This window comes from Sinorhizobium meliloti, from assembly GCF_017876815.1.
GTDB lineage: Bacteria > Pseudomonadota > Alphaproteobacteria > Rhizobiales > Rhizobiaceae > Sinorhizobium > Sinorhizobium meliloti.
On the sequence record NZ_JAGIOS010000001.1, the window covers coordinates 2,704,078 to 2,723,665 of the forward strand.

A 19,588-nucleotide genomic window follows, 5' to 3' on the forward strand; every position below is an offset into this window, starting at 1 on the left:
CCCAATGCTGTCCTGTTTTGCCGATGTCAGATCGCCGGCGACACCGGCGCGATACCAGCCGTTTTCTGCACCTGCCGCTCGCGCCAGATGATATAAAGTCCTGAGCCGATGATGATCGCGATGCCCAGCCATTTCAGCGCGTCCGGCAGATCGCCGAAGACGAGCCAGCCGAAAATCGTCGCCGAGACGATCTCGAGATATTGCAGCGGCGCGAGCACCGAGGCCGGCGCCGCCCGATAGGCATAGACGCCGAGCACGCCGGAGATCGTCGCGGTGACGCCGACCCCGAGCAGGTAGTACCAGGCGCGCCCGTCCGGCCAGACCGGATCGAAGACGCTCGATCCGCTGCCCTCGCCGAACCAGAGCAGCGCGAGACAGAAGAGGCCTCCCCAGATGCCGGCATGGAACTGCATCGACCAGGGGTCCTCGTTCTGCGCGACCATGCGCGTCACGAGCAGGAAAACGGCGAGGCCGAAGGCGGCGACGATCGGAAGAAGTGCGACCAGACCAACTTCCTGCATGCTCGGCTGGATCACGAGCAGCGAACCGAGGAAGCCGACAGCGCAGGCGGTATAACGGCGCCAGCCGATCGTCTCCTTCAGGAAAATGCTGCCTAGAATCGTGAGGATGATCGGTTCAACGAAGAAGATGGCGATGGCATCGGCCACCTCCATGACCTTCAGCGTGGTGATGAAGGAAAGCATGGTCACCACCAGAAGGCCGCCGCGCAGCGCATGCAGCGCACTCTTGCGCCATGTGAGATCGAAGAGCGTACCGCGCACAAGGACGATCGGCAGGATGAAGACGATCTGCAGCAGGAAGCGTGCCGCCGTGATCTCGGCCGAGGGAACCGTCGCGATGGCTAGCTTCGAGAAGATGTCGATCAGCGGCGACAGCAACACCGAAAGGACCATCAGCGTCAGGCCGTAGGAAATCCGGTTGTGGTCGATTGCCGCCTTGGAAAGGGAGAGCTCGCTCATTGACCGTGGCGCTTTCCCCGGACTGCCTTCAGGCACCAGGCGGCGAATTCCTCCGTCGCTTTTTCCCGGCCGATCTCGTTGAGCGTTTCGTGGCGCATGCCCTCGTGAATTGCGATCGTGACATTCGTCATGCCCCGCGCTTTCATGCGGTTGCCCAGCCAGCGAACGGCCTCTCCGTTGAGGGTGGAAGGATCGGCACTGCCGCCGACGAGGTGTACCGGAAGGCTCGACGGCAGCCGCGACAGCCGGTCGGGGCGGGCACCGGCGAAGGCGAAGGCGAAGACGTCGAGCCACAGCGATACGGTCGGGTCGAAACCGCAGTGCGGATCTTCGATATATCTGGCGACCTCGCTTTCATCGCGCGAGAGCCAGTCGAAATCGGTCTGCCGGTCGGCGATGGTGGTGCTCCAGGCGCCGAAGGTGAGTTTCGTCACGAGCGGACTTGGCACGTCCGAACCCTTCAGCATCTTCTCGATCGCCAGCAGCAACTGGCCGCCGCGCCCGGCAAGGCCCGGCCGGAAATTGGAGTTCCACACAGCGAGCGCGTCGTAGAGGTCCGGATCGGTTTCGGCGGCGTTCAGCGCGATCAGTCCCCCCATCGAATGGCCGAACAGCACGACCGGCAGGCCTGGATGAGCGGCCGCTGCCATATCGCGGAGTGCGCGCAAGTCCGTGACGACCTTCGCCGCACCTTCCCGCTGGGCGAACATGGCGGGAGGCGCATCGGGGGCACAGCTCGTGCCGTGGCCGCGGTGGTCATGGGCGTAAACGTGGAAACCTTGGGCGGCCATGGTTTCGGCAAAGCGGGCATAGCGGCCGGAATGCTCGGCAAGGCCGTGGCTGATGACGAGAATGCCTTGCGGTTCGCCTGCCGCGCCCTCATGGCGCCAGCCGAGCGTCGCGCCGGTCGGGCTTTGATGCGTCCTCACCTGCCCGAACATGCCATGCGCTCTCCCCCACTTGCGGATGCCGTACGGATATCAAATCGATTTGGGTGGGAAAGGCAATCGCAGCTTGTTGCTCGTTGCGCATGAGATCACAACGAATCCGCGGATACCGATTCAGGGTTGCAATTTTCCCGTATATGGGGTTTTTTGTTCCTGTTTTGTTTTCCTTTAGAGGGTTTGGGGCAATGAAGACAAGGGCGATGATGCATCTGATGAGGTTGGCGGCTGTGGCGCTGGGGTTGGCGAATGCGCCCCTCGCGGCGGCTCAGGAGAGTTCCGCGAGCGAGGGCGAAACCGGCGGGGGGAGGACGGAATATGTGCTCGCCGTCAGCTGGCAGCCGGGATTCTGCGAGACGCGGCCCGATCGCAAGGAATGCATCGGCCAGACGGCGGAGCGCTTCGACGCGACGAATTTCTCGCTTCATGGCCTATGGCCACTCAAGAAGAGCTATTGCGGCGTGGAAGCGGATCTGAAAGCGCGCGACCGCAAGGGCGACTGGCTGGAACTGCCGGAAGTCGACATGGGGGACGAGACGGCCAAGCGCCTGCTTGTCGCCATGCCGGGGGTCAAGTCCGGCCTGGACCGGCACCAATGGCTGCGCAACGGTACCTGCCAGACGGCAAATGCCGAGGACTACTTCGCGCTGCAGCTCCGGCTTCTGGACGAGCTCAACCGTTCGGCCGTACGTGCGCTCTTTGCCGACGCGATCGGCAAGGAACTTGACGAAAAACAGATCAAGCAGGCCTTCGACCAGGGTTTCGGGGCGGGGGCCGGAGACCGGGTGCGCATGCGTTGCCAGTCGGTGAACGGCCGCGACGTGATCACCGGGCTGACGATCGGGCTCTCGGGCGACCTCTCGGGCAAAGCCGAACTGGCGGATCTGATCCAGGCGCAATTCGCATTGAGGGAGCGGCGTGGCAGCGTTGGGGCAAGGGCCTTTGACGTTGCCCCGCCACCATAATTCGCCTACATAGCGGGCAAAATTCCCTTCCGATGCGGAGCATTCCTTTATGGCACGTCAATTCATCTATCACATGGCCGGGCTGAACAAGGCCTACGGCAACAAGAAGGTCCTTGAGAACATCCATCTCTCCTTCTATCCGGAGGCGAAGATCGGCATTCTCGGCCCGAACGGGGCCGGTAAGTCGACCGTGCTCCGGATCATGGCGGGCCTCGATACCGAATATACCGGCGAGGCCTGGGTCGCCGAAGGTGCGAGGGTCGGCTATCTCGCGCAGGAGCCGCAGCTCGATCCTCAGAAGACCGTGCTCGAGAACGTGATGGAAGGGGTGGCCGCCAAGAAGGCGATCCTCGATCGCTATAACGAGCTGATGATGAACTATTCCGACGAGACGGCGGACGAAGGCGCCAAGCTCCAGGACGTCATCGACAGCCAGAACCTCTGGGACCTCGACAGTCAGGTGGAAATGGCGATGGAGGCGTTGCGTTGCCCGCCGGGCGATGCGGAGGTCACCAATCTCTCCGGCGGCGAGAAGCGCCGCGTGGCGCTTTGCAAGCTTCTGCTGTCGCAGCCCGAACTGCTTCTGCTCGACGAACCGACCAACCACCTCGACGCGGAAACGATCGCCTGGCTCGAAAAGCACCTGCGCGAATATCCGGGCGCCGTGCTGATGGTCACGCACGATCGCTACTTCCTCGACAACGTCACCGGCTGGATTCTCGAGCTCGACCGCGGCCGGGGCATTCCCTATGAGGGCAACTACTCCGCCTATCTGCAGTCGAAGGCCAAGCGGATGGCGCAGGAAGGACGCGAGGAGGCCGCCCGCCAGAAGGCAATCAGCCGTGAGCAGGAATGGATCTCTTCAAGCCCCAAGGCCCGCCAGGCGAAGTCCAAGGCCCGTATTCGCGCCTATGACGAGCTGGTCGAGGCGGCTGCGGACCGGCGTCCGGGCGACGCACAGATCGTCATTCCCGTTGGCGAACGCCTTGGGCAGGTGGTCATCGAGGCGGAAAATATTTCCAAGGGCTATGACGACCAGCTGCTGATCGAAGGCTTGAGCTTCAAGCTGCCGCCGGGCGGCATCGTCGGCGTCATCGGCCCGAACGGCGCCGGCAAGACGACGCTCTTCCGCATGATCACCGGCCAGGAGCAGCCCGACGACGGCTCTATCCGGATCGGGGACAGCGTGCAGCTCGCCTATGTCGACCAGAGCCGCGATGCGCTCGACGCCAACAAGACGGTCTGGGAAGAAATCTCGGGCGGCAACGACATCATCAAGCTCGGCAAGCACGAGGTCAATTCGCGGGCCTATTGCTCCACCTTCAACTTCAAGGGCGGCGACCAGCAGCAGAAGGTCGGGACGCTTTCGGGCGGCCAGCGCAACCGCGTTCACCTTGCCAAGATGCTGAAGTCCGGCGGCAACGTCGTCCTGCTCGACGAACCGACGAACGACCTCGACACCGAGACCCTGGCGGCACTTGAGGATGCGCTCGAAAACTTCGCGGGATGCGCTGTTATCATCAGCCACGACCGCATGTTCCTCGACCGCCTTGCCACCCATATCCTCGCCTTCGAGGGCGACAGCCATGTCGAGTGGTTCGAAGGCAATTTCGAGGACTATGAAAAGGACAAGATCCGGCGTCTCGGCCCGGACTCGGTCAATCCGAAGCGGGTAACCTACAAGCGTCTGACGCGTTGACCGTCATACGCTTGCGGCGGCGCATCGCTGAAGCGTAGAGCGACATGCGTCCAGATGGAGCCAAGAACAAAAGTCCTTCACGGCGCGGACGCGTCGTGGCTGGATGCCTGTGACAAGCACAGGCATGAGGGGAGTGTTTGGGCTGCCGTAATCGACCGGTATCGGTGAACGGGCGCCCGATCCTTCCTCATCCTTGTGCTTGTAACAGGGATCCAGCAGCGCCGCGTCCGCGGCGCCAGAGAGTCACGGCGAAACGCACGTCCGTAAGGGCGACCGCAAGGTCGCCCGCTCTTATCCTCCAAGCGCCATTCTGTAGCCCTTATGCGCAAATCTCTTGCGCCGTCGCCGCAAATCACATAAACATATCTTTATGTGTTGATGGGGAAGGCTATGGCTGATCGGGAAACGCTTGGTTTGGATGCGCTGGTCGACGTCCTGAAAGCGGCGGGCGAGCCGACGCGCCTGCGCCTGCTGGCACTGCTCTCGGCCGGCGACCTGACGGTCACCGATCTTACCGAAATTCTCGGGCAGTCGCAGCCGCGCATTTCCCGTCATCTGAAATTGCTGGCCGAGGTCGCGCTCATCGATCGCTATCAGGAAGGCGCCTGGGCCTATTTCCGTCTGCGACAGGAGGGCCGTCGCGTCGCGCTGATCCGCGAGCTTCTCGCATCGGCTGCGGCCGACGATGCGATTCTGGCCAGGGATGCGATCCGCCTTGCCACGTTGAAAAGAACCCGCGCGGAGAAGGCGCAGGCCTATTTCAGCCGCAACGCGGCCGAATGGGACAAGCTCCGACGTCTGCACATCGCCGAAGGCGACGTCGAGGCGGCGCTCAAGGCGATGGTCGGCGACGAGCCGGTCGACAGCCTGCTCGACCTCGGCACCGGAACGGGACGCATCCTGCAGCTCTTCGAGGGCATCTACCGGCGCGGCATCGGCGTCGACGCCAGCCGCGACATGCTGGCGGTTGCGCGGTCCAACCTGGACAGGGCCGGCATCACCAAGGCGTCGATCCGCCACGGCGACATCTTCAACCTGCCGCTGGATGGTCAATCCTTCGATCTCGTCACGATCCACCAGGTGCTCCATTATCTCGAGGAGCCCGAGGCGGCGATTGCCGAGGCCGCGCGCATGCTCGTACCGGGCGGCCGGCTCGTGATCATCGATTTCGCGCCGCACGGGCTTGAACATCTGCGTGACGACCACGCCCATGCGCGCCTCGGCTTCTCGCACCAGACGATGAGCGAATGGCTGCAGAAGGCGGATCTTTCGCTCGAGAAGACGACCGATCTTGCGCCGGAAGGCGGGCAGGAGGGGAAGCTGACTGTCACCATCTGGCTGGCGCGCGACCAGCGCGCGGCCGAAACCGTTGCCGACTTGCCGCGCCAGCGTCTTCATGCAGGGGGAGTTTGAGAATGAACGGACGGACGCCTTACCCCGTGGACTGTGACGGGCTTAGATTTTCCTTCGAGTACTTCCCGCCGAAGAACGACGAGATGGAGACGCAGCTCTTTCAGACAGTCACGGCCCTCTCCGTTTTCGCGCCCGCCTTCGTCACCGTCACCTGCGGTGCCGGCGGGTCGACCAAGGCACGCTCCCTGACGACGGTCAAGCGGATGATCGGCGAGATGGAGATCGCGAATACGGCGGCGCACCTCACTTGCGTCGGCGCGCCGAAGGCGGAGGTGGATGCGGTCATCGACGAGTTCCTGGCCTGCGGCGTGCGCCATTTCGTGGCATTGAGGGGTGATCCGCAAGGCGGTATCGGCAGCGTCTACGAGCCTTTTCCGGGCGGCTATGAGAATGCCGCCGCCCTCGTCAAGGCCCTGCGGGCGCGCGGCGATTTCGAGATCTCCGTCTCCGCCTATCCGGAAAAGCATCCGGAGAGCCCCGACGTCGCTGCCGACATAGACATGTTGAAGCGCAAGGTCGACAATGGCGCAACGCGCGCGCTTACGCAGTTCTTCTTCGACAATGACGACTTCGAGCGCTATCTCGAACGCGTAAGGCGTGCGGGCATCGCGATACCGATCGTACCCGGGATACTGCCGATCAATAATCTCACCCAGGTGCAGAAATTTGCCGGTCTTTGCGGCGCCAGAGTTCCGGAGTCGATCGTTTCGCGGCTGGGCCCTATTGACGATCAGCCGGAGGAGCGCTTCCGGGAGGCGGCCCATATCGCGGCCGAACAGGTCGCCGATCTCGTCCGGCGCGGCGTCAGCGATTTTCACCTCTACACGATGAACCGCCCGCAGCTGATCACCGCCGTTTGCGAACTGATGGGCTATGATCCGGAAATCGCGCCGGCTCAGCCGGCCGACACGGAGCGCTCAGTCCGGGCGGTCGCGAGGGCATGACGGCCGACCTCGGATAACGCAGCAGCAATAGCGAAAGCCCATGAGTGCCGCAGCATTCATGGGCTTTCTGATTGTTGCAGCCTGTCGAACTATTGCGCCTGAGCGGCCGTCAGACATGCCTCGCTGCAAAAATGGATTTTCCGGAAATTAAAGTCCCCGTTTCGGCTGGACTGTCAGTGGCCTTGGATCACACGAAAAGCATTACGGCCACGAATGCGAACGCTGCACTGATCATAAGGACGTTCAACGAGTGTGTAAGTCCCATAAGCTGATCCTCCCTGCGTTGACGGGTAAAACATAGGGCGAAAAAACGGCATGTGAAAGCGAAACTTGTGCTGCACTGCGAAATTCCGTATGTCAGATTTTCTCGCGAATACATCTAAATTGCTGAAATTATTTTATTATTTGGAATGCCACATTTTATTCACAATTCCTGCCGGGAGGTTAATGTAACCGTCTGTAACGCTGCGTGAGTGTGTGAAAATGACGGTGAATCACTTCATCGGCGTGCGCCGGGGCGGGATTGCGGCGCGCGGAACGGTCACCGTCCGGCGGAATATCCGAGCTTCAGGACGCGCCCGTCCAGGATCGCCAAGCCGGCGGCGATGAGCAACATGCCGCCGACGTCCGTCGCCTGCAGCATTTCTCCCAGGAAGAGATAGCCGAGCAGGATGGCGCTTGGCGGGACAAGCAGCGTTACCAGCGACGTGTTGGTGGCGCCCGCTTCGGCCATGATGCGGAAGAACAGGATATAGGCATAGGCGGTTGAGACGAGCGCCAGTCCGAGGATCGCGAGCACGGTCGTGAGCGGCGGCATCGGCATGGTCCATGGCATGTCGACGAGGACCGCGACCGGCAGCATGATGAGTGTCGATGCCGTCAATTGCCCAGCGGCCGTCACCGGCGGGGCCAGATCGCGGAAGCGTTTGCCGTAAGTCGCGGAAAAGCCGTAGCTGACTGCTGCCAGGACCGGCAGGACGAGCGCCCAGAGCGGCACGTCGCCGGCAGTGCCGAAGAGGCCGGCAAGCGCACTCGGTCCTATGAGCACGACGGTACCGGCAAGCCCGAGCAGGCAACCGCTGAACTTCGCGGTGCTCAACTTCTCATCCTCGGTCGCGACATTGGCGATGAGCACCGTCCAGACCGGCGTCGTGGCGTTGAGGATTGCCGCGAGACCGGCGCCGATGTGCGTTTGGCCGAGAAAGATGAAAGCATGCGGAATGGCGTTGTTGATGAGCCCCATGAGCAGGAATTCGCGCCAGCGCCCGGCGAGCGCCGGATATATGCCGTGTCGGCCCCGAAGATAGAGATGCAGGGCGAGGGCGGCGAGGCCGAGACGCAAAAGCACGAGCGTGAAAGGCGGCACATGGGCAACGGCGACCCGGGCGAAGAAGAAGGAGCCGCCCCAGATGAGACCGAGCAGCCCGAGCAATGCCCAGAGGCGCATGGTCATGTGGGTGCTGATGGAATTTGCGGATGAAGCCATATCTTGCCTGCGCAGCAGCTACCGCATCGGCCCGAAAATCGTCCGATTTTCGGAAAGCACGATGCGTCGGCTGAATCTAAGCCGGGATAGGAGCCCGACAATTCTGAATTGTGCAAGCAGTATTGCAGCGAAGCGGGTGTTGCCACCCGCTTCTTGTGTCCTGCAAAAGGTTAAAGCGCCTCCAGCAGGCCCGGTGTTGCCCACCCGTCGGCGGGAATCCCGAGCTTCAACTGCTCCTTCTGCAGCGCGGCCCGCGTGCCCGAGCCGAGAATGCCGTCGATCTTGCCGACGTCATGCCCAAGTGCCTGCAATCTGGTCTGCAGGGCCTTCATCTCGGCGTCGCCGAGCCCCGGTTCCGGATTTCCCTGTTGATAGGGAGGCGCACCGGCAAGCCGGGTCGCGAAATAGGCGGCGGAGGTCGTGTAGATGAAGGACTGGTTCCACTCGAGATAGATCTTGAAGTTCGGGTAGGTCAGGAAAGCAGCACCTTTGCGGCCCTGAGGGAGCACCAGCGAGGCTTCGAGCCCACTATTGGAGGTGTTGCCGTCACGCGGCGCGACACCGAGTGCGAACCAGTCGCCGGCGGTCATGCCGGGCTGCAGGCCGGTCTTTTCCCATGGCAACTGCTCCGGAACGCGGACCTCCTGAATCCATGGTTCCCCGGGCTTGAAGCCCAGGCTCTGGATGAATTTCGCCGCCGTCAGAATGGCATCCGGAGAACTCTTCTTGAGATTGACATGGCCGTCGCCGTCGCCGTCGACGCCATAGGCGATGATGTCCTCAGGCAGCATCTGTACCTGACCGATCTCGCCCGCCCAGGCGCCGGTGGTCGCGGCGGGATCGAGATCGCCGTGCTGCACCATCTCGATTGCGGCGAGAAGCTGCGGCCGGAACATTTCCGGGCGGCGGCAGTCATGCGCCAGCGTCACCAGCGCATCACGCGTATTGAAATCGCCCTGCACGGCGCCGAAGTCGGTCTCCATGGCCCAGAATGCGGTGATCACGGGCGCCGGTACGCCGAACTCCTGCTCGGCCCGGGCAAAGACGTCGGCATATTCCCGCATCTTCTGCGCACCGATGTCGAGGCGCGACTTGCTGACGGTACGCTTCGAAAATTCGGTGAAGGTCTGCTTGAACACGCCCTGAGCGCGGTCGCGGCTCAGCACCTTCTGGTCGATGGCGGCGCCTGCGAGCGCCCGATCGGCGACGTCTGCGGGGATGCCCTTGGCGACCGCTTCGGCCTTGACGCCCTCCAGAAAGGAGCCGAGGTCGCCGCCGCACGCGGCGGCTGGGTTCCCCGGTTGAGCCGGAGCTTGCGCCAGGGCCGGCGCGCCGGCGATCGCAAGGAATCCGAGGGAGAGAAGGGCTTTGCGCGCTGTGGCTGTCATTACAATTCCTTTCCATGCCGGCCGCACAGGAATGCCGCCGGGCCCGAAGTCTGTCGAGAATGAAATCTATCGATGCTCTCTCAGAGCATTATGACCGAATGAAGAAAATGCGGACCATGCCGCCGCGTCCTCTGGTCTATCTTGCCTGCGAGACGGTCGCGACCCACTTCTGCCAGTTCCTGGCGGAACCGGCGAAGGCGTTGATGTCCGTGCTGCCCTGAATGCCGGGGATCACGCCGGTGCTGGTATATTGCCAGAAGGCCCAGCGGCGTTCGACGTAGATGTCCTTCGGGTGCTTGGCTACCGAGCGCACCCAGAAATGATAGTCGTTGAAGGCGCCGACCAGATTGTCATGGTGGAAGTCGACGGACGTGTAGATGATCGGCCGCTTGCCGTAATGGGCCTCGAGCCGATCCATGAACCGCTTCATTTCGGACCGCACGGTTTCCGGCGCCGGCCGGTGACGGCAGGTCTTGGATTCGCCATTCCATTCGACATCCAGGACGGGCGGCAGGTGGACGGCGCTCTTCGGCACGTTGGCGATGAACCAGTCGGCCTGGGCGTCGGCGGTGGAGCAGAAATAATAGAAATGATAGGGCGCGTAGGCGAGGCCGACGGCGCGCGCCTGCTGCCAATATTCGTGGAAGCGCGAGTCCACCCGGTCCTTGCCCTCGGTTGCCTTGATGAACGCGAAGGACACCCCGGAATTCTTAACCTTCCGCCAACGATGTCGCCGTTCCACTTGGAGACGTCGATCCCGTGAACGCTGTGATGGTGCGGCGTGCGGCCGCCGAAATCCTGGGGATCGGTGTCGTGGAAGCGCGGCTGAATGGAGGCCGTCTTGACGAGATCGTAATCGGTGGAGGTACAGGAGGAGAGAATGGTGGCGATGGGCAGCAATGCCAGGAGAAGCCGGCGCATGGGGGTTCCGTTTCGAGACGAACGACGATCCTGCCTCACGCGATGGTTTCCATGATTGGTGATGTCCCCCAGGGAGGCGTGACCTCCTTTTCACCATATCATCGTAAAAATTGCGTTAGCTCAAGTGTGAATTGCAGCCGAATGCAATCCGCCACCGTCCGCTACGGTGCCGCGCGGCGATAGACGACAAGCCAGGCATAACCTCGTCTCAGCGATCTGACCTCGAGCGCCGCTCCGTTTCTCTCGGCTCTTTTGCGCATCACATCGAAAAGCGTTTCGCGCGGCGTGACGTGGAAGCGTCTGAGCCAGGCCTGGAGGAAGCGGCGGAAGCCGGCCGGCCAACCTTCCTGCTGGCCGAAGTCGGCGATATGCAGCGAGCCGCCCGGCTTGAGCGCGGCAATCGCGGCATCGACCGCCTTTTCCCATTCGGGAACCATGGAAAGGGCGTAGGAAATGACGATCCGGTCGAAGCCTTCCTGATCGAATGAGGCGGCGGTGAAATTCGTCGCGTCGGCGACCCGCAACACTGCGTCCGGCCGATTTTGGCGCCGGAGCTTGGCTTTGGCGGTCGCCAGCATTTCGGCCGAGATATCGAGGCCGAAGAGGCGCGCACCGGGGTAGAGATCCCCGATCACGGCGAGATTGCGGCCCGTGCCGCAGCCGACTTCCAGCACCGATGCGCCTGGCGGCGGGTTCAGTTCACGGATCAGCGTGTCACGGCCGAAGAGATAGTATTTGCGAGTGAAATCATAGATGTACCGCTGGTAGCGATACATGCGGTCCATCAGATGAGCGTGGCTTTCATTCGCGGTCTGCACGGCGCTCATGCTTTCTTCCGGTAGATGTGGAAGCCGCCATAGATCGCCGACCGGTCTTCAGCGCCGAGCCTCATCGAAGTCTCGGCATCATAGTACCACTGATCGAGGAGGGTGGTGGAGAGGCGCCCCGGCAGGATGCTCGCTTCGGCCGCCGTGCGGAAGATCACGACCGCGCCGGCGTCGGCGGTGCGGGTGATCTCCGTCCAGAGGTCGTTCAGCTGCTGGTCGGTCATCCAGTCCTGTGCGTCGAGGAGCACGTAGCGGTCGACTGAGGCGGCGGGCTTGCCGGCGAGAAGCTCCGTGAAGCTCGCATGGTGGACCTCGACGCGCTCCGCATTGTCGCGAATCGCTTCGTATCGCGATGCCTGAAGATAAGGTGGCAACTCGCCCTCGTCCGGCCGCGGGTAGCGCCGTGCAAAGGCCTGCCAGGCGAAGTAGTTATCGCGCAAGGGGAAATGACAGGTCAGCTTTTCCAGGCGATTGCGCAGCACCGCGGCGACGGATTTCTCCCGGCTCAGGCTCGCGAGTTCGTCGAACTGCTGCGGCGGGATGCCGAGGCCGAAAAGGGAGCTCTTGCGGCTGGTGATCCAACGGATGACCGGACGCTCGAAGAGCGGAGCGAGCTTGTCGTCGAAGAACTGCCGCTGCTCGCGCATGGAGCGCGCCTTGACGAAATCTTCCGGATTGATGCCGTGCAGCCGTGCGAGAGCATGGCTGGCGGAAATGAAACGGCCAAGCAGGCCGGTACGATAAACGTTGCGCCCGAAGACGCCGATGCGCCGGCGGCCGGTGAGATCTCGGCCGTTCCAATAGGCGCGGGTTGCCGGATCGAGCTTCGGCGCGAGGAACACGTCGTAGGCCTGGCCATTCGTGCGCGTACCTTCGACGGCGAGGAACCGCACCACGTCCTTGTGGCTCGGCAGGTGGCGAAAGGCAGACAGCTTCAGCCGGTTGAGCGCGATGTGATGGGGGTTGAGATCGACCACGTCTATCCGGGCAGGCTCGGCGGAGAGATAGGTCAGCATGTTGCAGCCGCCGGAACCGATCGTCACGATCCGATGTCCGGGACGGATCTGCATCGCTTCCATGTCGACAATCGGGTCCTCCCAGATCTGCGGGTAGACGAGTCCGGAAAAGAGCAGCCCGAACAGGCGTTCGGAGAGACCGGCGGGGGAGAGAGCTTTGTGCTGCAGGAGTGCGCTTTTCAGTTTCGGATTCTTCTTGCCGAAGCCGGCATCCGGGGCGAAGTCGGTCATCTTGCCTGTCGTCCAGTTGAAACTGAGCCGCTTCTAAGGTGACTCGGCTACACTTTGATGACGAGGTTTCGCACAGGGGCTTGCAGGGATTCGGGTATTGCCTCTCATCTGCCTGCCGGCATCTTCTCCCCGCAAGCGGTGCGAAGGAGAGTCGCGGCGACCACCAGGCCCTTCCGACAAAGCGGTTGCGGTGACGGCATTTTGCGACGAAAGGGCAAACCGGAGGAGAGGTCATCCTCACCACCTGAGCCTCTGCTGCCGGATACAAGACGCAATAGTCATGTACACTGGTCAGACGGGCGAAAGCGCTGTAGCACTTTATACAAAGGGCAGGAGGGCGAGAATGAAGGGTCTGCTGAAGACGCTTGGCGGGCTGGTTGTGGCTACGCTCGCGGGCCTCGTTGGCTGGCTGGCGCTGTTCCCGCCTGAACTCCTCAAGGTGGGCGATGGCTATGCCGCCAAGATCGTCTGCTCCAATGTGTTCCTCGCGGGACGCGATCCGCAGGAAGTGCTGGAGGAAGACGTGCAGGCGCCTGGCCACCCGCTCCTGAAGCTCGTGCGCGTTTCGGTCGATCGGGAAGAGCAGAGCGTGACGGCGCGTCTCCTGGGCTTTGCTGCCCCAGGCCGCGCCGTCTACCGTCCGGGCCGCGGTTGCGCCAATGTGAGCGGAGGCAGCGCCGAGGCCATCGCGGGGATGCGCGGGACCGAGTCGGCAACGGCGCCGCTCGCCCCCGATCCGAGCCTCGACTGGCCGGACGGGGACAAGCCGGACATCGACCCGGCCATTCAAAAGCTTGTCGAAGATCCGGCACTGGCAGGTCCGGGCATGCGTGCAATCGTGGTCGTCAGGGATGGCAGGCTGGTCGCGGAGACCTATGCGGCGGGCTTCGACCGGAACACGCCCCTGCTCGGCTGGTCGATGACGAAGTCCGTGACGGCGGCGATCATCGGCCGGCGCATTGCCGAAGGGCGGATGGATCTGGCCCAGACCAATCTGGTGACCGAATGGAACGGCGATGACCGGGCTCGCATCAAGCTGACGGACCTTCTCGCGATGCAGAGCGGGCTCGATTTCAACGAGGATTACGGCGACGTCACGGACGTGACGCGTATGCTCTATCGGGAAAGCGACATGGCCGGCTTCGTCGCCTCGAAGCCGCTGGAGGCGGCTCCGGGCACGAAATTCGCCTATTCGAGCGGCACGAGCAATCTTCTGTCCCGGCTCTGGATGCAGACATTCGACGATCCGGCCGAAGCGCTTTCCTATCCGCGCGAGGCGTTCTTCGCTCCGCTCGGGATGACGAGCGCCGTTATGGAGACGGATGCAAGCGGAACCTTCGTCGGCTCTTCCTACATGTATGCGTCGGCACAGGACTGGGCGCGCTTCGCCGAGTTTCTGCTTCAGGACGGAAGCTGGAAGGGGAGGCGGCTCCTGCCGGAAGGTTACGTGTCCTTCATGCGCACGCCGACTGCGGCTTCCGGGGGCGACTACGGGGCAGGCCAGGTCTGGCTCCAGGAAAACGGCACCCGCGCCGGAACGGCGAATTTCCCGCCCGATACGTTCTGGATGCTTGGACATGACGGGCAGGCGATCATGATCGTCCCCTCGCTTCGCCTCGCGGTCGTCCGCCTGGGGCTGACACCGTCGCGCCTCGGCTACGACGTGCAGAAGCTGAATTCGAGGATAATCGACGCGCTCGATTGAATGATGTCTGGCAGATAGGCCAGCCGCTGGTCGCGGCTTACCTCATATTCAGCTCGTCGAGCATGCCCTTGCGCTTGGCATGGTAATAATAGCCGCTGGCATAGAGCCTTACCGCGCCGTCGTGCTGGTTGTCGGCAACCATCCACGCTCCGCGCAGGTACTTCGTCGCGTATTTGAGGTTGGTTTCCGCGTCGAAGAGACCTTCGGCCGGGCCCTCATAGCCGAGACCCTTGGCCGTGTTGTAGCGGATCTGCATCAACCCGTAATTGCCTTTGCTGTAGGCTCGCGGGTTGTAGTTGCTCTCGCGCCTGACCACCCGGTGCACCAGCTCGAGCGGCAGACCGTTCAGCTCGGCATAATGTTTGATCAGCCTGTCAAGCTCCGGCCGCGAGCTGGTCGGTGTTTTTCCGGGCTTCAGCGAATCGGGGATGACGCTTGCGACCGCGCCGACTGCGGTGCCGATCACGCCTGTCTTCGGGCGCTCCGTCGGAACGATCATGCGCTTGGCGACAAGCGTTTCCAGACCGACCGGCTCGCCGGTGTCGAAATCCGATTCCCACGAGGCGGCGACCCCGATGAGCGGGACGGACTGTCCGGCGCCTTTTTCGGGGACCGGCGGCGCGGCTGCCGGGGCGATACCTGCCGAGGCGGGTGTCGCCATGGCTACTTCAAAGGGCTGTGCGGGTTTGGCCGCCGGCACGGCTACCGACTGGGGAGCCGCGAAAGCGAGGGTCGTGTCTGTCGCGGGCGCCGTCTGCGTTTCGCCGGCGGAACCGGTTCCTGCGGCGCTTGCCGGCACTGCCGACGAGGTTTGCGCGGTCAATGCGGCCGACGTGCTCGCCGCTGCGCCGATCGGCGCAGGCAGCGCGTAAGCCGTCGCCTCTGTGCCCGGCTTCGGCAGGGGCGTGACCGTCTGCACGGCCGTTAACTCCGCAAGCGACGTATGCTCGACCGTGGAACACCCGGAAGCAACGGCGACGGAAACGAGGGACACGGCGGCAAGTGCCCGCTTCGAAAGGGGAATACGGAAATTCGCCATGCTGTCACTTTCGTGCTTCTGGGCCCCGTAGCCCCTGCAAATCAGCGGTTGCCACCCGCCGCGCTTGAATCTCCATTAACCTATGCCGCCGGTTGCGGCAAGCACGTGGGAGCATTTCAGAGACTGCTCATTTCAGGACGTGGCGCGCTTCAGCCCTGCCGTCAGAAAGCCGGCGCCGATGAGCAGCGAACCACCGAGGCGATTGACGATGCGCCGGATATTCGGCTTGCGGATGGTGCTTCCGGCCGCGGCAGCAAGCCAGGCATAGAGCGCAGCGTTGATCGTCGCGAGTATCAGGAACGTCGTCTCGAAGATCGCCATCTGCGCGAAAAGCGGCCGCGACAGATCGAGGAACTGGGGCAGGAAGGCGACGAAGAAGAGAATGCTTTTCGGGTTAAGTGCGGTCACCGCATAGGTGTGAAGGAATATCCGCAGCGGTCTTTCCGCAGGACTCGTTTCAACGGTGCTCCCGCTGTCGTTGCCGACCGGCGCCCTCCAGAGCTTGATGCCGAGCCAGACGAGATAGGCGGCGCCGATCCACTTCAGCACGGTGAAAACCGCCGCCGAGGTTGCAAGCAGGGCACCGAGGCCGAGCATCGAAGCGGTCATTGCGGTGAAATCGCCAAGAGCGACACCAGCCACGGTCGCGCCCGCGATCTTGCGGCCGTGGCCGAGCGCGTAGGAGATGACGAGAAGGATCGTGGGGCCGGGAATGGCAAGCAGCACCGCAGACGCGGCGGCAAAGGCGAACCAGTGTTCGAAGGACATGAAGGGGCTCCGCGGTTGAATGCTCGTGAAGAGGAGGGAGCCATGCCGGCGCGCAGCCGTCAACTCCTCCCGACCAGAAGCCCCAGCGAGAAGCGGTTCGCCGCTTCAGAAAACAGCGAACCGTTCCTCGTCGTTCATCAGTCGGCCGTCTGCCACTTCTGGCCGACGACATCCATGACCTCGCCGAACCACTTCGCGGACGTGTCGAAATGCTTTCCGCCCTTGATGCGCGGGAACTCGATCGTGCGCAGCCGCCCGCCCTGATCCTCGTCGTGGCCCGTCACGCCGGAGACCTTGTTGAGCGCGCTCTCGACCGCCAGATCGACCATGCTCTGGATGAGGCGCAGATCGTCGACATTGGCGGGGGCGGAGCGTGCATAGTAGCCGGACTTCTGCACCATTGAGCGCTCGGCGCCGAGGAGCGCCGCGAACTGCTTGGAGAACCAGTTTCCGACGTTGATCGTATCGATCTTCACATGGCCGAACGCGTCGCGCTTGACCGTCTCGCCGGCGGCCTCCCGTTCGGCGACGATGGCGTCGAGGCAGGCGCCTTCGCTCACGAACAACGTGACGAAGCCGGCTCGATCCATGACTTCGCGCAGGCGCGCGGCTTCCGCTTCGAGATCGAACGCCATCTCGGGAAGGTAGAGGCCGTCGATGTTCTTCAGCTGTGCGTTCATCATGAAGCCGTCGACATATTCCTTGTTGCCGGCCAGATGGATATAGGCGCGCGCGGTTGCCGCGGTCAGCCAGCCGCAGTGTCGGCCCATGACTTCATGGACGACGAGGGTGCGCGGCGCGGCGCTCTGTTCGTTGCTGACATGGTCGAAGAAGCGTGCGCCGTATTCGGCGGCCGTCCAGGCGCCGAGCGTCTGGCGGATGGGCACCACGTCGTTGTCGACCGTCTTCGGCAGGCCGACGACCGTCAGATCGTAGCCGTTGGCCCCGAGATAGGCTGCGAGATCGGCGGCGGTGGTGTTGGTATCGTCGCCGCCGATCGTGTGCAGGATGCTGATGCCGTCGGACGCGAGCCTCTCGGCCGCGACGCGCAAAGGATTCTCCCCTTCCTTGACGAGGCCGCGCTTCACGCAGTCGGCAGTGTTGGTGAGCTTCACGCGGCTGTTGCCGATCGGCGATCCGCCGTGGCGGTGGAGCACATGCGCCTTCTCGCGCATGGCCGGGGTGATTTCGATCCGGTCGGCGAGAAGCAGGCCCTGATAGCCGGAACGGTAGGCCACGAGCTCATAGTCCGGCGCGATGTCGGTGTAGCGTTCGATCAGGCCGCCGACAGCGGATGAAAGGCAGGGCGCGAGCCCGCCTGCCGTCAACATTGCGACTTTCTTCTTGGCCATGGGGTCCTCCTGGGGATTTCGGCATCAAGCGATCGCTCGTGAGATCGACCGCATTCTAATTCCTTGCCTTGGATCAAAGATAGCGGTGGTCTAACCCAAATCCGATGGAAATTAAATGACAGGCCTGTGGATCGCGAGAAATGGGAACCGGCTCGCGGTTGCGGCGTTGCGCCTGAAAGTCGCACGGTGGCGTCCAGGAATTCGATTGAGATTTGTGGCGATATGAATTATTGAGGGGCCATCACAAATTCGTCATCCATGATGATTGACGCGGCTCTGCCGCTTGCAAATCGCCACCGCATAAGATCATGCTCGCGTGGTGGACAGGGAACAATCGCACTTATGTCATTTTGGGACAGCCTGCTCAAAATCGTCACGACCACTGGTAACGCGCTTACGGGAGTGGTCGAGGCGGTCCGGACGCTCTTCGAAGGAGATCCGGAAACTCGGCGAAAGGTCGCCTTTTCGGTCGCCATGATCGCCCTTTCGGCGAAAATGGCGAAGGCCGACGGCATCGTGAACGAGGCCGAGGTGAGCGCCTTTCGCGACATCTTCAAGTTTCCCGCGGACCAGGCGAAGAACGTCGCCAGGCTTTACAATCTCGCCCGCCAGGACGTTGCCGGCTACGAGGCCTATGCGGAGAAAATGGCTTCGCTCTGCTCCTCCTGCGAGAGGAATTGCCCGATCCTCGAAGACATCGTCGACGGCCTCTTCCATATCGCGAAGTCCGACGGGGCGGTGCACGAGAAGGAACTTACGTTCCTGAGGCGCGTGGCTGAGATATTCAGGATGGATGACGAGCATTTCGGATGCATCATGGCGCGCCACGTTCATGGCGACGACCGCGATCCCTATCAGGTTCTCGGCGTTTCGCCGAAGGATGACTTTTCCGCGATTCGCAAGCGCTACCGCGTTCTCGTTTCCGAGAACCACCCGGACATGCTCGTGGCGCGCGGCGTGCCGGAAGAATTCCACGCGATCGCCAACGATCGCATGGCCGTGCTCAACGCGGCCTACGAGGCGATCGAAAGAGAACGTCGCGCCGCATGACATCCGAGACCTGCGATTTCCCCGGCGCTCATCTCGTGCCCTCGCCCAACCATGGCGAGCGCGCCGGCGGGCGCAGGCCGGATATGATCATCCTTCATTATACCGGCATGGAGACGGCGGCGTCCGCGCTCGACTGGCTCTGTCGCGAGGAAAGCCAGGTCTCCTGTCATTATTTCGTGGACGAGGAGGGGCGAATCGCCCAACTGGTGCCGGAAGAACGCCGGGCCTGGCACGCGGGCAAGGGCGTCTGGAAGGGCGAGACGGATATCAATTCGTGCTCCATCGGGATCGAGATTGCCAATGCCGGTCACCCGGGAGGCCTCCCGGATTTCCCTGAGGCACAGATCGAGGCGGTCGCCGAATTGTGTCTGGACTGTGGCGAACGCTGGCAAATCACCCCGGAGAGGGTGCTTGCGCATAGCGATATCGCGCCGATTCGCAAGGTTGATCCTGGAGAAAATTTTCCTTGGGATGTGCTCTTTCGTCGCGGGGTCGGGCACTGGGTTGAACCGGCGCCCGTGAGGGGCGGCCGCTTCTTTCAGCGCGGCGACAGCGGTCAGCCCGTGGAAGCGCTCCAGTCCATGCTTTTGCTTTATGGTTATGGGGTTGAAATCACTGGTGATTTTTGCGCGAGAACCGAAGGCGTGGTCGCCGCGTTTCAGCGCCATTTCCGACAATCGCGAGTAGACGGCATCGCCGACGTTTCCACCATCGATACGCTGCACCGCCTGCTTTCGGCATTGCCGATTCCCAACGCCTGACAGGCGATTTTTGTTCCCCCTAAATTAGCGTGGGTTTGTTTTTCGTGCACGATTTTCTCGTGCTGCCACATGTTTACCATGATGCGCCGGTCATTTCCG

Annotated in this window: 16 protein-coding genes and 1 pseudogene; 7 read left to right on the top strand and 10 right to left on the bottom strand. The window is 62.6% G+C overall.

Translation table 11 applies throughout. The features are described from left to right. Positions 1-26: 26 nt before the first annotated feature. Complete coding sequence (locus JOH52_RS12935; RefSeq protein WP_010969767.1) at positions 27-980, bottom strand: DMT family transporter; 954 nt, start codon at positions 978-980, stop codon at positions 27-29. Then, positions 977-1,921 (bottom strand): alpha/beta fold hydrolase, encoded by a 945-nt coding sequence (locus JOH52_RS12940; protein WP_010969766.1) that lies wholly within the window; start codon positions 1,919-1,921, stop codon positions 977-979. The genes JOH52_RS12935 and JOH52_RS12940 overlap by 4 nt, the downstream gene beginning before the upstream one ends. A 191-nt stretch (positions 1,922-2,112) precedes the next feature. Here JOH52_RS12940 and JOH52_RS12945 point away from each other — a divergent pair, with 191 nt between their 5' ends. The 4 genes from JOH52_RS12945 (at position 2,113) to metF (ending at position 6,945) form a co-directional block, all read left to right on the top strand. Next, positions 2,113-2,889: a ribonuclease T2 family protein gene (locus tag JOH52_RS12945; RefSeq protein WP_017266692.1), complete on the top strand. Its 777-nt coding sequence runs from the start codon at positions 2,113-2,115 to the stop codon at positions 2,887-2,889. A gap of 49 nt (positions 2,890-2,938) precedes the next feature. After that, positions 2,939-4,588, top strand: a complete 1,650-nt coding sequence (gene ettA, locus JOH52_RS12950) for an energy-dependent translational throttle protein EttA (protein ID WP_010969764.1) — start codon at positions 2,939-2,941, stop codon at positions 4,586-4,588. A 390-nt stretch (positions 4,589-4,978) separates the two neighbouring features. Beyond that, positions 4,979-6,001, top strand: coding sequence for an ArsR/SmtB family transcription factor (locus JOH52_RS12955; RefSeq protein ID WP_003529172.1), 1,023 nt, complete (start codon positions 4,979-4,981; stop codon positions 5,999-6,001). A gap of 2 nt (positions 6,002-6,003) precedes the next feature. Beyond that, complete coding sequence (metF, locus tag JOH52_RS12960) at positions 6,004-6,945, top strand: methylenetetrahydrofolate reductase [NAD(P)H] (protein ID WP_107010510.1); 942 nt, start codon at positions 6,004-6,006, stop codon at positions 6,943-6,945. A gap of 541 nt (positions 6,946-7,486) precedes the next feature. Here metF and JOH52_RS12965 read toward each other — a convergent pair. The 5 genes and pseudogenes from JOH52_RS12965 to JOH52_RS12985 all read right to left on the bottom strand — a co-directional run bounded on the left by JOH52_RS12965 (position 7,487) and on the right by JOH52_RS12985 (position 12,814). Further along, positions 7,487-8,431 (bottom strand): DMT family transporter, encoded by a 945-nt coding sequence (locus tag JOH52_RS12965; RefSeq protein ID WP_003529170.1) that lies wholly within the window; start codon positions 8,429-8,431, stop codon positions 7,487-7,489. Between the two features lie 170 nt (positions 8,432-8,601). After that, the gene (locus JOH52_RS12970; protein WP_010969761.1) at positions 8,602-9,819 is read right to left on the bottom strand and encodes a lytic murein transglycosylase; all 1,218 of its coding nucleotides are present in this window, start codon (positions 9,817-9,819) and stop codon (positions 8,602-8,604) included. 136 nt (positions 9,820-9,955) lie between these two features. Continuing rightward, a pseudogene (locus tag JOH52_RS12975) lies at positions 9,956-10,740 on the bottom strand (glycoside hydrolase family 25 protein). Between the two features lie 161 nt (positions 10,741-10,901). Next, on the bottom strand, positions 10,902-11,567 hold the full coding sequence (locus JOH52_RS12980) for a class I SAM-dependent methyltransferase (RefSeq protein WP_010969760.1): 666 nt from the start codon (positions 11,565-11,567) through the stop codon (positions 10,902-10,904). Next, entirely contained in the window at positions 11,564-12,814 is a 1,251-nt protein-coding gene (locus JOH52_RS12985) for a BtaA family protein (protein WP_010969759.1), read from the bottom strand. The genes JOH52_RS12980 and JOH52_RS12985 overlap by 4 nt, the downstream gene beginning before the upstream one ends. A gap of 343 nt (positions 12,815-13,157) precedes the next feature. Between JOH52_RS12985 and JOH52_RS12990 the strand changes: the two genes are divergently transcribed. Further along, positions 13,158-14,519: a serine hydrolase domain-containing protein gene (locus JOH52_RS12990; RefSeq protein WP_010969758.1), complete on the top strand. Its 1,362-nt coding sequence runs from the start codon at positions 13,158-13,160 to the stop codon at positions 14,517-14,519. A gap of 37 nt (positions 14,520-14,556) precedes the next feature. On the opposite strand, the gene JOH52_RS12995 is transcribed toward JOH52_RS12990, so the two are convergent. From JOH52_RS12995 to JOH52_RS13005, 3 genes are all read right to left on the bottom strand, one after another. After that, a complete protein-coding gene (locus JOH52_RS12995) occupies positions 14,557-15,558 on the bottom strand; it encodes a lytic transglycosylase domain-containing protein (RefSeq protein WP_003529156.1) in 1,002 nt (333 codons plus the stop codon). A gap of 132 nt (positions 15,559-15,690) precedes the next feature. Further along, complete coding sequence (locus JOH52_RS13000; RefSeq protein ID WP_010969757.1) at positions 15,691-16,326, bottom strand: LysE family translocator; 636 nt, start codon at positions 16,324-16,326, stop codon at positions 15,691-15,693. 137 nt (positions 16,327-16,463) lie between these two features. Next, a complete protein-coding gene (locus JOH52_RS13005; protein ID WP_010969756.1) occupies positions 16,464-17,678 on the bottom strand; it encodes a pyrophosphate--fructose-6-phosphate 1-phosphotransferase in 1,215 nt (404 codons plus the stop codon). A gap of 342 nt (positions 17,679-18,020) precedes the next feature. On the opposite strand from JOH52_RS13005, the gene JOH52_RS13010 reads away from it, so the two are divergent. Both JOH52_RS13010 and JOH52_RS13015 read left to right on the top strand, forming a co-directional pair. Further along, positions 18,021-18,728, top strand: a complete 708-nt coding sequence (locus JOH52_RS13010; RefSeq protein WP_003529150.1) for a J domain-containing protein — start codon at positions 18,021-18,023, stop codon at positions 18,726-18,728. Then, entirely contained in the window at positions 18,725-19,489 is a 765-nt protein-coding gene (locus JOH52_RS13015) for an N-acetylmuramoyl-L-alanine amidase (RefSeq protein ID WP_013844643.1), read from the top strand. Before JOH52_RS13010 ends, JOH52_RS13015 begins: the two co-directional genes overlap by 4 nt. Positions 19,490-19,588: the final 99 nt, after the last annotated feature.